This is a genomic window from bacterium (assembly GCA_026416715.1).
Lineage (GTDB): Bacteria > UBP4 > UBA4092 > JAOAEQ01 > JAOAEQ01 > JAOAEQ01.
Genome location: JAOAEQ010000011.1, coordinates 14,813 through 27,785, shown reverse-complemented (window position 1 = coordinate 27,785; position 12,973 = coordinate 14,813). Strand labels below are relative to the sequence as shown.

The following is a 12,973-nucleotide window of genomic DNA, read 5'->3' as shown; positions in this document are numbered from 1 at the left end:
GTTAGTGCACCATTATGATTCTTCAAGGATTTTGGGTTATATACAACTCAGATATGGATTTCGCTCGGTCTTGTGCTGAAATGAAAGAGGTCGGTGCAGAAAAAGTTTGGGTTCTTGTAGAAACTGCTTCTCCGCAAGAAATATCGAAACTCGTTGAACAGGCACATCAAGTTGGACTTGAATTCCATGCTTGGATGATAAATAATTTGGTTTCACAGGATAACGAAGTCCGGAAAACTATGAATGAACGGCCATATTGGCTTGCGGTCAGCCGTGAAGGATATAATACCCGCCAGAAGATACTTTGGGGTAAACATAGTTGGTGGTGCCCGGATAATAAGCATTATTTGAACTATTATTTACAGCGGGTACAAAAGAAAGTTGCGGAAACCGGATGTGATGGACTCCATCTAGATTTTATCCGATATCCAGATATTTTTGCGTTTCAGGGTAGATTAGCAATTCCGCGTGATGAAGTGCCAGAATATAGTTTCTGTTATTGTTTGAATTGTCGAGGAAGATATATGAAAGAAACTGGGGTTGATCCGGTGGATGTTCCGCTCGACCCGAAGTCAGCATTATATCAGCAGTGGACTCAATGGCGATATCAAACGATAACTGATACTGTTCGCCAGATACGAAACCAAATCCCGCCAAATTTAAAACTTTCAGCTGCAGTATTTCCGACACCGGATATTGCGCGAAAAAATGTTCTGCAAGATTGGCCATCGTTTGCAGACCAACTCGACCACCTTTGCACGATGATTTATGCGCAAAAACAGTGGGGTAAACCTATCACCTGGGTTAAAGAAGCTACCGAATTAGGACTTAAAGAAATGAAAGGGAAATGTAACTATTATGCCGGATTCGGATATCCAATAGAAGAGATGAAACCTGGTGAGATTCGACTCGGAATGCAAGCAGCGAAAGCAGCAGGAGCGGATGGTGTAGTGATCTATCATTACCCCGGAATATCAAAAGAACAACTCGCTGAACTTAAATCTGCAAATCAGGAATTATAACATATTTCCAATTTTGTATAATGTCTACCGCTGGAACACTTGAACAATTTTCCAGCGGTTATTTTCTTTAGTCAGAACAACATAATTCGAATCGGTAGCGGAGATAGTCGACCCGTCATCATATTTACGCAATTTAATCTGCCATTGTATCGGTAGTTCCGCTGTATCCGGAGTAATTTTTATCGCCGAACTATCTATCACATAGGTTAAGGAAACAATATCATAGGTTCGAATCGTTTCTTCAGTATCCTTAAGTTTTTGCTGATAATCCGGAAATTGAGCGGAATAACAGCTCATGAGCAACTCGGTATCTTTCGCCAGCGTTGCATCACGGACGGTATCGAAAACTGCAACAACCGCTGATATTTCCGCCGTTATTCCTGTTTCAGCAACTGAACCCAGTTCTTCTTCTAGTGCAATTCGTTCTGAACGATGCGAACGATAAACGAATAACAGTATCCCTAGGAATATTATACTGACAATAAAAATCACAATAATTATCGGAATAATAGCTCGTAACCGATTCTTGTGAATTGCTGGTTTCGGTTTTTCTCCGGCGATATCCGCCGGTGGTAAACCTCTAGCTTCAGTAGGTTGAAGTTCTACTGGGCGGCTGGTAATACTAGCGGAATCAGAGCCTGTTGCCAGTTGCGATTGTGGACTTAAACTGACCCGACAGTTCAGGCAATATCCAAAACTGGTTCGCGTTCTCCTTCCGCAAACTGGACAGTAAACCACTTCCCATGATTCATCGGGCGACTCTTCCTTGAACGGTTCCGCTGGCGGTTGCGGTTGATTTTTTATCTCTTCGTTACCATTGATACGTTTTTTTTCGAGATTGAATTTTTCCGATGCTTCTTGTTTCTGCGATTGCATATACGATTGAACCGCAATCGGAATCAATGGTCTCCCGCATTGCGTACAGGTTTCAAAATCAGGCAGCGTATCATTTCCACAGTTCGGGCATCGGATAGTTTTTATTTCAATGTTATTACCATCAATTTCTTTGTCAACTTTTTGGAATACCGTCTTTGCACTAATCGGCTGTTTCTCTGTCTCTTCCGCAGCAACGGTTACCGGCGCGGATTTGAGTGGAATACCGCATCCTTTACAGAACTTTGCATCATCTTCATTCTGATATTTACACGCAGGACAGGATTTCATAAGATAACCTATTGCCAAGTTATTATACCAGTATACACTTTATCACGGACTGGTTTTAACCGGGATGATTAGAAAATTCCCTGAAATCCAACCAACTCGCCCGTCAGGCAATTTGATTTTATACCAGTTATTTGCGGTTTTTGAAATAATTTGTACCCGAGTTTTATCTGAAACCTGAGCAACTACAGGATTATTTGGTCCCGGTGCGGTTAGAATATCAACGGTAGATATTTTTTTGCCTAGAATGCTTATTGGGGGAACGGTAACCGTAGCGAATTGTAGCGCTGGTTTTTTTGCTGGTGGTGCAACAGGTTTTGGTGGCGGGGGCGGCGGTGATGGTGGTACTGATGGGATAACTACAACTGGTTCAGGGGGCGGGGGCGGCGCTGGAGTAACTGATTCAGGTTCCGGCGGCGGTGGCGGTAGTGGTGCTGGAGGAGGTTCTGGTGGCGGAACAGGTTCGGCTGGTTCGATGATAATCGGTTTTTTAGCGACTCTGGTTTTAGCGCAGCCGGTAATAAGTATTGCTAAACAAAGACAAACTATTAACAATAAGATGAAATTTGGCAAGCGCAAGTTCATACTTATACCACACCTCAACGATAATATGAATCCAGCATTACTAAAATTTCAGCTTTAAGAATAACATAAGAAAATCAAATATTCAACTATTAGGTTACATTACGGCTAGGAAAACTTTGAACAATTCTAGATAATCTCTGCTAATATATCGAATTGATGCTGCACCGGTCCGTTTCACCCCTGGTATGCGACAAGCCCGGTCAGCGTAATGCGTATAGACAAAATCGAGGTCCATAACGATTGGCGGAGTAAATTTAAATGGCTGAAATTCTTTCCGGCGCTGAATCGCATCAATCGCTGCCGATTTAATGAGTTGTTTAACCTTTTCCGGATGGAGATTCCGCGCTGATGTTCTCCCTTGCCCGAATTTTACGGTTACCGTAACCACGTTTTTAAGGGTTTCTTTCGCTTCCAGCGCTAATTTATCATCACCACAAACTAAAATAACCGGCACACCAAAATATCCAGCCACCGCAGCGTTTATTCCGGTTTCGCCGTAAGGTTTTCCATTAATTCGGAGTCGATATACCCCGCTTTCGGTATAGGTATGATCCATTACCGCACCAGCGGTTCCACGTTTCGCATGATAGCCAATAAAAAAAACAAAATCAAATGTTCTATCTATCCCTTGCATCATTGACAATGGTTTATAATCTCCGGAGATGAGACTAGCGGCGGGATGTAAATCTGCCGGAATGATATTCCGCATCGTATCATGCGAATCGTTAACCACGATTTCTTTAACTCCTGCAGCTAGTGCACCGTCAATAGCCGCATTCACTTCTTCCGTCATCAATTTGCGTGATTTCTCATAATCCCGACCGTCACGATTCCGCTGGTCGTTATGCACAATTCCGGAGATACCTTCCATATCCGCAGAAATAAAGAGTTTCATATCAATAATGTGGCTCCTCGTTAAATAAATTTGCCTTACGATTGTATCTCTATTTAAGTAGAGTGTCAAGGGGAAAACTAATTGTTTCGAATAAAATTTATGCTCGTTCGGTTGGTTTTCATTCGTTCGGATAACAATTGCGTTTGATTAACCGGCGTTTAATCGGAAACATCACTGAGGTTCACTCGATGAAGACGAAAGAGAACACGATGAAACATATGACGAGAAAGAAATGTGAGATTAAATATGGTGCCGGGAGCGGGACTTGAACCCGCACGGGTCTCCCCATACGCACCTCAAACGTACGTGTATGCCAATTCCACCATCCCGGCGTTGTATCTGCTCAATGTGAAATGACTATGGTGGCGGCGAAGGGATTCGAACCCCTGACAGTGCGGGTATGAACCGCATGCTCTAGCCATCTGAGCTACGCCGCCATAACCATTGATTTATTTAACTATATATTGTACTACAAAAAGAGCAAATTAAAAAAGTTGTTTCTTAAATGACGGAACAAACCAACTCTTTTTTCATCTGATGAGCATGATACCGATAAACATCAGGATGATCGCAACCAGCTTAATCAATATCCCAGATTTAGAAAGTTCTTCTTTGAGAATCTGCGGATACCATAGACTCAGCAACACCGAGAACATTAAAACGAATAATGGTTGAGTTGCGGATAACGCGTTAACCAGAGTTACAAATCCAACTGCAATCGCTGCAGTGTAGAGTATTAACGAAAATAAGGTTACGGTTTCATTCACAACGATTATCCCAAACGGTTTCTTTCCAGCGGTCTGATATTGCCTTTTCAATTCCGGATATTTCGTCCAATATACCGGAATTAATGCGACAAACGCTCCTAGCCGGATATATGCGAATACCGGCCAGAACTCGTTTGAATTTAAGAGATATTTGGTTATAACTTGCACAATACTTACCGCCACCGATGCTAAGATCATATACCAAAACGCTCTACTCATCCGGAACGATTTAAAATCTTTCATCGAAATAACGATTGCCATCGAAACGATCAGCAGGATTCCGATATATTTCGATGCGGAGAACCGTTCTCCGAGAAAGAACCAAGCGATAACCAGAATATATATCGGCGAGAGATAATACAGCGGAACAATCCGAGAGATATCTTCAATTTTCACCGCTTCAAAATAGAAATAAACATTCAAGATGAACAGAATCCCGCAAATGAACGCTAACCATAAATGAACCGGAGCTAAAATGACGAACCCTTCAATCGCAAGAATGACTCCCGCTGAAATCGCTCCGATTAATCCTAATATCATCACCGGAACGAGCGGTTTAACCCCTAGTTTCGATATCAGATATTTATCAATAATATTTACTATCGAAATTAACAACGTTGCTATGAGAGTATATACGAGCCACGTCATACGATACTATTTATAATATCATATCAGAAAAAGCAGATTTTCTAATGCAGAATCTGCTAATATGCTTCTTTAAACAGTAAATTATATGAAATATTATCTGCTAACTGGAAACGACAAGTTAGCGATGTGTTAACAAATCTAACTCGAATGAAATAAACGATGGAGCAAGTTCTCCAATGGCGAACTTGCTTGCCTCAGTGAAGTACAATATTGTTATCAGAAAATTAGGGGATATCACATTTGATACATTCGACATTTGCTATTGCGCATCTATCCACGTATCCACGTTTCTTGAATAACTCGAAACCAATTCTTATACGCAATCTTTTCGATATCTTTATCCGCATATTCCGCTTGGCGAAGTGCCTCAATCAATTTCTGTAACCCTGAAACATCGTTTAACTCTTTCGGCATTTGAGCGCCATCGAAATCCGATCCGAACGCAACATGTTCTATTCCAATTCGCGTCTTAATATAATCAATATGTTTAACAATATCGGTTATTGCAACATTATCATTCGGCATAGGGTCCTTGTTACCGCTAAATTGCAGATGTGCCGGTTGGAACATTATCCCGACAACTCCGCCAGAATCAGCGATCGCATCAATCTGTTCATCAGTTAAGTTGCGACTTGATGGACATATCGCATGCACGCCGGTATGACTGACGACTAACGGATGTTTCGATAGTTTCGCTACATCCCAGAACCCTTGTTCATTCAGATGCGATAAATCTAGGATAATCCCTAATTCATTACACGCTGCGACTAGGTTTTTCCCTGCCTGAGTCAGTCCATGACCGATATCCGGCGAACTCGGATATCGGAACGGAACACCGGAACCGAACGCATTCGGCCGGCTCCAGACTAATCCGAGCGACCTAACCCCACGCTGATAGAACTCCGGTAAATCCGATAAATCCGGATTAATAGCTTCCGCTCCTTCGATATGGAGGACGAACGCAAGGATATCATTTTCAATCCACTGTTGTAATTCGGAATACCGCCGGACAATTTTAACTTTCCCAGCAGATAGCTGTTCTAGCTGTTCAGCGAAATCGATTACTGAATGAACAAACGTATGTGCATAATCATAATTTAACGGTGGTGGTAGCGGGGCATTATATTCCGATTCGGTCATCTGGGCGTTGAACTGCGTGACTGGTTCCAAAGTAGATTTTGGCGGTGGAGTATAAATCCCGAAGAACCCGCCTATTAGTCCGCCTTTTTTCGCGCGCGGATAATCGATATGCCCGAACGAACTTTCGACGAAAAAAGTCCGTCCTTTACTTTTTTCTGGCAGGAAAAGATGATAGAGCGTATCGTTATGCCCATCAAAAACTGGGATAGGATGCATTGATTGTAGAAGTTAATTCTGCGGAATAAAATAAACGGTTAAACTTGCCACAGATAAAACGAGATTATTGTTCACCAAAAAACTCAGAATACTCATCTACAATTGTATCATTCATAAACTCTAATCTTTCTTCCTGAGCTAATTCTATAATCGAATCATATGAAATATAAGAGCATACTTCCGAAAGAGAGTTTTCGCCGATTAAAGAAAAAACCGGTCTTGTTATTTGTCTGAAAACAGCTTCCTTACGCTCAGAAGGCGCTACAATATGAATTTTAATATTGAGCATAGGTTGAAGTGCCAATAAATCTGCCATTCTTAGAATCCCAGAATATATTGAAGTCGTATGTTCTACTTCAAAAGCTCTAACGATCGAACGTCCTTTTATCCATAAAACATCTATATTTCTTATTGTTTTAAGTGTTGTATCATCAAAGACTAAGGGTAATTCGTTTAATAGTATGTCTTCATTTTTAGGTTTCCAAATGCTTAAAACTTTAACTCTATCGCTATTTGGTAACCATATTTTCAGGCCGAGTTTTTCTCCAATTTCCGCAAGTTTAGCTTGAATAGCGATTGCTTTCCTATCTTCTTCTTTAATCTCAATTTCTTCTGTAACTTCTTCCTCTGGTACCGATACTATTATTTCTTTTTTATCACTTACTCTTATTTTTTGAGGTTTTAATTTACTAGATTCTTCTTCGGAAAAGCTGTAATCTTTCTGAATTTTAGATTGTTCCAACAATGCTTTTTCAATAAGCTCGCAATCTTTCTGCGGCCAAAGCTTAGGAGAACCACGAACCATAAATATCCATCTAAGGTTGTCTTTAGCAAGCCCTTTTGTAAAAGAAAGGTTATTCCATAATTCATCAATATGGATAGGTATAGACTTTTCTAATGGTAACCAAACAAGCGTTTTTACTTTGAACCTTAACACAAAGGGATCGTTTTCCGCAGTAAGTATTGGTATGTTATCAATATAAGGATCGCTTTGTATTTCTAATACACCTATAAATCTTTGTATCCTCGTAACATAACAAATAAATCTGTCGCCAAGGCCGATTTTTTGATTTTCTACATAAGTTTTTCGAGAAATACGAAACCCAGTTACATCTTGAGATGAATCTGCAAAAGCTTTTGCGGTTTCTGGAGAAAATAAATCAATATAATATCGCATAATGTTTGGCCAGGTTTATTTATTTAACTTCTCAATACTAACACCCAGCGAGTTTTGTCAATTTTTGCCATTGTTTAAACACTTGGTTGATTAACTGCTCCACTTTTCGAGCTCTATAAGCGTAGTGTATTTAATATTAACTTTCTTGGCTAAATCGTCTTGAGTTAAGCCGAAATTTTCACTCAATATTTTTTGTTTACTTTTGCATTTTCATCTTCTCTCATATTAACAAAAAATATAAAATCAATCAATGAAAAAGTATAAAACCGCTGCTGGTTAAAATAAAGTTCGAACTGATATTGTGTTTAGGTTATTTAGCAGTTTGTTTTGTTTCCCTCCCGATATAAAACAAACTTTTACTTGTGCTAGATAAAGGTTTAGCGTACTCTGGCGGAGAGAGTGGGATTCGAACCCACGAGGCAGTTACCCACCTACACGCTCTCCAGGCGTGCTCCTTCGACCAACTCGGACATCTCTCCGTACCTTAAACCCAGTTAAATGGTTAAATGGATAAATGGGTTAAATTGGAAAACCAAAACCTGCTACCAAGGCACAAAAACCACCACGAATCACTAAAAAATGAATTTGTAAAACTTTATGTCTTAGTATCTTGGTAGTAATGATTTTATTTAACTCATTAAACTCGATTTTAATTATTATACGATTTAATTCAACTCCCCTGCAAGGAATATAATCAGTAGTTATTTGAGGATGAAAAGCAGGATAAACTCTGCGTTCTCTGCGATTAAGTTGTTTTAGATGCTTGTTGTGATACTCTAACGAGTAATCCGATGCCGAGGATAAGGAGACTAAGTAACGGAATCAAACTTGTTAACCCTTGTAATCCAAATAAGAGGGAACCGAGATTGAGAGTTACAATACCATACATCAATCGAGGAAGCGCGAATTCCCAAAGCGGATAGAGATAGGATTGTGGAACCTGCGGGTCAGCTGCAGTAGCGATAATCATTAAACCTATCGAAATCAAACTCAATCCGAGACTGAGTTTTTTCAATCGAGAGAATAGATAGATCATCGGGATACTTAAAAACGGCAGTATCGGAATGATATGCCGTGGTCCAGTCGCCCACCCGCCCCACCAAGCGAAATATGAGATGTTAAACAAGAAAAATACGACGACGATAACAAGGAATAACCAGAACTCGTTTCGGAACTTCTTCTCCCGATAGAAATGATAGAAGCCGAATAGCGATAAGATTAATACTGGCGACCAGAAGAATAATCCACGAAACGGATGAACGGTTATCCCATACAATGTTTTTAACGAGGGAACAGTTATCCCGAACAATCCGCGACTCATTCCGGTGCGGAATTCATCCAGTTTCTCATATTGATACCCAAGCGCAAACGGTGTTCCGAACTGGAGATAATTGATCATCGCAGGAATTAGTAAGCAAATAAATATAGGAACAAGAAATAAAATAACATCGTGTATTTTCTTCCGCTGGAGGTATAAATAAACGACTAATCCGAAAACGATGAGCCCGACTGGATACTCAGTTATCAGCGCATAGCCGGCAAAAAAACCTGAGGCTAGAAGCCAGTAGCTAGTAGTTCGATTTTGTTGTTTTCTGGCTTCTCCCATCTGATTTCTAACCTCTACCGGTTGATATCTTATTTTTGTAAATATGAGATAGAATCCCAAAAAACAAAATACAGCTGCGGGTATATGACTAAAAAATAAGGTTGAATAAGGAAACGCAATGGTTCCAAACGCATAGGCGCAAACCACCATCACCCGATTCTGGTTATTCGCATCAAAAACCGCTAGAAACCGATACAAGATTACGCCAAGCGTTGCGGAAAGTAATCCGACCGTAAATAAGGTGACAATATATCGAGAAATTAACGGACTCGGATGCCAGCCGATTATATCGGCTAGGTTGATAAATCCCGCATAGACCGGAATGCCGAGCAGGGCGAGTCCTGGCGCTTTATCCGAATAATGCTGACCGTTATATTCAGCAACATCGCCGGTATAATATTCTTTCGACGGCTGATGGTAATAAGCATCTATCGAAAGTGTCCCTTGGTCAACTACGGCATAGATGAAATCCATCCGCGTGGTAACATTCCATCCAGGGTTCTGATGGATGAAATAGCCGTAGGTGAACCACAGTAAGAAAAAAAGTATGAACTCAATTCGATAGGTTTTTAGCCAAAGGTTGATGTGAGCATTCATTTGAGTATAGCAAAAATAAAATGATTAGGTTTTATATGCAATAGCCCAGGTTTGTCCGTTAATCAGTTTAAATTCGCGGATGATGTTCCCGTTTGGGAACTGCGTTTGTAGTTGGACGAATATACTCGGTTCAATGATAATATAAATCGTGTTCGGTAACGGGTCAAGGGTCTCATAGTAGAAATAATCAAATGGATATGCAGAGAAGATAACCGTCGGATGTTCCGCAACTACTTTCGGAAGATAAATTGCGGATTTCGAATCCGAACTCCATAATTTGATTTGGTGACCCAATTCAACTTCTGCAGTGTTGAACGCAAGCCAAGTGCGGTCAGATTTCGCCCAACGGAAATATTGATATACACCAACCGACCCGCAATAAAGTAAAATGATTACTGCAATAATATTGAGCACCCGATGCGTTTGCGATAGGAGTTTATGTAATCCGAATGTATAGACCCAATCGAACCCGAGTGCGATCAGCGCATATAATGCGGGTAGAGCGCCGGTGGTTCGTAGCGTATTCGGCGCACCCATCGAGAAAACACTCGGAGTTAGGAAAAGAATAAACCATACTAGGAGCGTAAAGTATCGAGTATCTTGAATCTTTTTGACCGCAACGATGGTTCCGATAACCAAAAAAATTGATAAGAAGAATGGTAACGCTGGTTCGCCTGGAAAATTATGTTTCGGTTCCGGGTCGCCTTTCCCCGGAATCGAAAACATCATTGCAACTTTCAATGCATTCGCGACAATATGTTTAATTCCCTCACCGAATCCGTTCTGGAAAACCGTAACTTCGTCCGTTCTTCCGAAGAAATGGAACGGATGCACGATATAATCTATCAATAGCGGGAGGAAGACGAGAAACCAGACAAGGAAAATAATGGCAATGTTAGATTTACGAGGTACGATCGTATTCTTCTCTTGAACATAAGCATACATAATAATTATCAATATGAACAACGGGGCTAATCGAAACGCAAGATACGTATACATTCCGATCCCTAAAAATATACCGGTTAAAATATACCAGATTCGTTTGCGTTCATTGAACGCGCGGAATAAACAGTAGCAAACCAGAATGAGCAACAGCGGGGTTAGAATCGTTCGAAACGATAATCGGCTGAATATGAGATGCCATTTAGCGGTCGCTAATAGAAACGAAGCGATGAACGCGATCCGATTGGTAAAAAGATAGCGGATGAAATAGTAGAAAACGATAACCGTGATACTACCGATAATCGCGGCAGCGACCCGCAACGTGAATGCCGAAACTCCGAAAATCGAATAGAGTACTGCAATGAAATAGAGGAATAACGGTTCACGCGGATGACCGTAAGAATCAAAAAATATCGGATACGCTTTTCCAGAATAAATCGTTAATGCATCTAATCCGTTAATCGCTTCATCATACCATAATCCAGGCGGATACGTTGGGAGTAGAAAAACACGCAGGAAAACCGTTAGAATAAGGAGAATCAATAGATAGATCTCGGATTTAGATACTACTATCCGAGATTTAGATATAGGAGCAATCCCTGAGTTCAATATCAAATGTCAAAGCGCAAATGCCAAATACAACAACCTAAGAACGAAAAAACGGAACAAAAAATATATACATGAACAGGTTGCGGTTCTTCAATTCTTTCGTTCCCACGTTATCTATTTGACATTAGGATATTATAATTTGACATTATTAAGGCTTACGTTAGCCATTTTACTCGATTTTATCAATCGGTCCGATGACAACAGTAGTCAGTTTGCTATCCGCAAATAATTGGGTCGCTAATCGTTTTACATCATCCGGGGTCACCGCATCAATCCGCGCGATAGTTTCATCTAATGAAATATATTTATTGAAATAAATTTGGAGATCAGCGATTCGGGTCATGCGAGAACTCGTGCTTTCTAACGCAAGCATCATCCAACCTTTTAAATGTTCTTTCGCATTACGGAATTCTTCTTCGGTAACCAATTCATCTACCATTTTTTTCAATTCCTTATCCACTAACTGGAAAACTCGGTTTAATTTCTTCGGTCCGGTAGCGCCACTGACCGCAAAATAACCGGTATCACGAAAATATACTCCAAATGAATGGATGGAATACACCAGACCGAGATTCTCGCGAATCTCCTGAAATAATCGCGAACTCATCCCACCACCGAGTATCGTTCCGAGGATACCTAACGCATATCTATCCGGATGCGACCGCGGAATAGATTCTGTTCCTAAACAGAAATGGAGTTGTTCTAACGGACGGTCGATAGTAACTTGCTGATAGAACGGTTGCGGTTTTTCTAAAAGCTTCGGGGCAGGACTATTTCCATTCGGAATAAGATGAAAATGCGTCGCGACACAATCAACTAACTGCTGGTGGTCAAGATTACCCGCCGCTGCGATAACCATATTTTCCGGCTGGTAATGTTGTTTCCGATAATTGAAAATATCGTTCTGGGTAAACGTTCGAACGAGGTCTTTCGTTCCATAAATCGGTCTGCCTAACGGCTGGTCTTTCCATAACGTTGCTGCAAAAATATCGGTAATCAGCTCATCCGGGTCATCTTCATACATGCGAATCTCTTCAATAACAACGTTTTTTTCTTTTTCAACATCTATCGGGTCATATTTAGAATGGAGTACAATATCGGACAGTAAATCGCACGCGAGCGGCAGATGCTGGTCAAGAACTTTCGCATAAAAACAAGCTAATTCACGGTCGGTAGATGCGTTCAACATTCCTCCAACCGATTCGATTTCAATGGCAATCTGTTTCGCGCTGCGCGTCGTTGTCCCTTTAAATGTCATATGTTCGATAAAATGCGCAAGTCCATTCTGAGTCGCTTCTTCCTGTCGTGACCCAGCAAGAATCCATACCCCCAGTGATACCGAACGGAGATGGGGTATACGTTCACTTACAATCGTCAATCCATTATCCAACACGGTTTTATTGAACATAGTTTGATTCCCGCGAGTCATAGAACAATTCTATAGGATATCGGTTAACGGTTTTCGCAATTCGACTATATCGCAGGTTGGTATCATGACGGTATCGCAGTCGAACTAAACTAAACGATGATTGAATATTAGACAGCACGTCACCTAACCGAAACCCTTACCCGTTTTATATCTTGAATCTTAAAGGAAGCGAAATAGTT

The 12,973-nt window shown here is 40.8% G+C and carries 11 protein-coding genes and 3 tRNA genes; 1 reads left to right on the top strand and 13 read right to left on the bottom strand.

Features of this window, described 5'->3' with window-relative positions:
- Nucleotides 1-14 precede the first annotated feature (14 nt).
- Nucleotides 15-1,022, top strand: coding sequence for a family 10 glycosylhydrolase (locus tag N3A72_06075; GenBank protein ID MCX7919165.1), 1,008 nt, complete (start codon nucleotides 15-17; stop codon nucleotides 1,020-1,022).
- A gap of 24 nt (nucleotides 1,023-1,046) precedes the next feature.
- Here the strand turns inward: N3A72_06075 and N3A72_06070 are convergent, their stop codons facing one another.
- From N3A72_06070 to N3A72_06010, 13 genes are all read right to left on the bottom strand, one after another.
- The gene (locus N3A72_06070; GenBank protein MCX7919164.1) at nucleotides 1,047-2,186 is read right to left on the bottom strand and encodes a zinc ribbon domain-containing protein; all 1,140 of its coding nucleotides are present in this window, start codon (nucleotides 2,184-2,186) and stop codon (nucleotides 1,047-1,049) included.
- A 42-nt stretch (nucleotides 2,187-2,228) separates the two neighbouring features.
- Nucleotides 2,229-2,768 carry an SH3 domain-containing protein gene (locus N3A72_06065; protein ID MCX7919163.1) on the bottom strand — a complete coding sequence of 180 codons (540 nt, stop codon included), beginning with the start codon at nucleotides 2,766-2,768 and terminating at the stop codon, nucleotides 2,229-2,231.
- A 94-nt stretch (nucleotides 2,769-2,862) separates the two neighbouring features.
- On the bottom strand, nucleotides 2,863-3,663 hold the full coding sequence (locus N3A72_06060) for a M55 family metallopeptidase (protein ID MCX7919162.1): 801 nt from the start codon (nucleotides 3,661-3,663) through the stop codon (nucleotides 2,863-2,865).
- Between the two features lie 247 nt (nucleotides 3,664-3,910).
- Nucleotides 3,911-3,995 (bottom strand) — tRNA-Leu (locus N3A72_06055).
- A 28-nt stretch (nucleotides 3,996-4,023) separates the two neighbouring features.
- A tRNA-Met gene (locus N3A72_06050) sits at nucleotides 4,024-4,100 on the bottom strand.
- 93 nt (nucleotides 4,101-4,193) lie between these two features.
- The gene (locus N3A72_06045; protein MCX7919161.1) at nucleotides 4,194-5,078 is read right to left on the bottom strand and encodes an EamA family transporter; all 885 of its coding nucleotides are present in this window, start codon (nucleotides 5,076-5,078) and stop codon (nucleotides 4,194-4,196) included.
- Nucleotides 5,079-5,348: 270 nt separating this feature from the next.
- Nucleotides 5,349-6,434, bottom strand: a complete 1,086-nt coding sequence (locus N3A72_06040; protein ID MCX7919160.1) for a dipeptidase — start codon at nucleotides 6,432-6,434, stop codon at nucleotides 5,349-5,351.
- A 64-nt stretch (nucleotides 6,435-6,498) separates the two neighbouring features.
- On the bottom strand, nucleotides 6,499-7,611 hold the full coding sequence (locus N3A72_06035) for a hypothetical protein (protein MCX7919159.1): 1,113 nt from the start codon (nucleotides 7,609-7,611) through the stop codon (nucleotides 6,499-6,501).
- A gap of 388 nt (nucleotides 7,612-7,999) precedes the next feature.
- A tRNA-Ser gene (locus tag N3A72_06030) sits at nucleotides 8,000-8,090 on the bottom strand.
- Between the two features lie 266 nt (nucleotides 8,091-8,356).
- Nucleotides 8,357-9,814, bottom strand: a complete 1,458-nt coding sequence (locus N3A72_06025) for a hypothetical protein (protein ID MCX7919158.1) — start codon at nucleotides 9,812-9,814, stop codon at nucleotides 8,357-8,359.
- A 24-nt stretch (nucleotides 9,815-9,838) separates the two neighbouring features.
- Complete coding sequence (locus tag N3A72_06020) at nucleotides 9,839-11,299, bottom strand: glycosyltransferase family 39 protein (protein ID MCX7919157.1); 1,461 nt, start codon at nucleotides 11,297-11,299, stop codon at nucleotides 9,839-9,841.
- A gap of 235 nt (nucleotides 11,300-11,534) precedes the next feature.
- A complete protein-coding gene (locus tag N3A72_06015) occupies nucleotides 11,535-12,773 on the bottom strand; it encodes an insulinase family protein (protein ID MCX7919156.1) in 1,239 nt (412 codons plus the stop codon).
- Nucleotides 12,763-12,912 (bottom strand): hypothetical protein, encoded by a 150-nt coding sequence (locus tag N3A72_06010; protein MCX7919155.1) that lies wholly within the window; start codon nucleotides 12,910-12,912, stop codon nucleotides 12,763-12,765. Before N3A72_06010 ends, N3A72_06015 begins: the two co-directional genes overlap by 11 nt.
- Nucleotides 12,913-12,973 lie beyond the last annotated feature (61 nt).

What these genes read in the sequence shown, in the direction of transcription:
- N3A72_06070 (MCX7919164.1), bottom strand. Translation starts at nt 2,186, where the DNA reads ATGAAATCCTGTCCTGCGTGTAAATATCAGAATGAAGATGATGCAAAG.
- N3A72_06015 (MCX7919156.1), bottom strand. Translation starts at nt 12,773, where the DNA reads ATGTTCAATAAAACCGTGTTGGATAATGGATTGACGATTGTAAGTGAA.
- N3A72_06025 (MCX7919158.1), bottom strand. Translation starts at nt 9,814, where the DNA reads ATGAATGCTCACATCAACCTTTGGCTAAAAACCTATCGAATTGAGTTC.
- N3A72_06065 (MCX7919163.1), bottom strand. Translation starts at nt 2,768, where the DNA reads ATGAACTTGCGCTTGCCAAATTTCATCTTATTGTTAATAGTTTGTCTT.
- N3A72_06060 (MCX7919162.1), bottom strand. Translation starts at nt 3,663, where the DNA reads ATGAAACTCTTTATTTCTGCGGATATGGAAGGTATCTCCGGAATTGTG.
- N3A72_06040 (MCX7919160.1), bottom strand. Translation starts at nt 6,434, where the DNA reads ATGCATCCTATCCCAGTTTTTGATGGGCATAACGATACGCTCTATCAT.
- N3A72_06075 (MCX7919165.1), top strand. Translation starts at nt 15, where the DNA reads ATGATTCTTCAAGGATTTTGGGTTATATACAACTCAGATATGGATTTC.
- N3A72_06045 (MCX7919161.1), bottom strand. Translation starts at nt 5,078, where the DNA reads ATGACGTGGCTCGTATATACTCTCATAGCAACGTTGTTAATTTCGATA.
- N3A72_06035 (MCX7919159.1), bottom strand. Translation starts at nt 7,611, where the DNA reads ATGCGATATTATATTGATTTATTTTCTCCAGAAACCGCAAAAGCTTTT.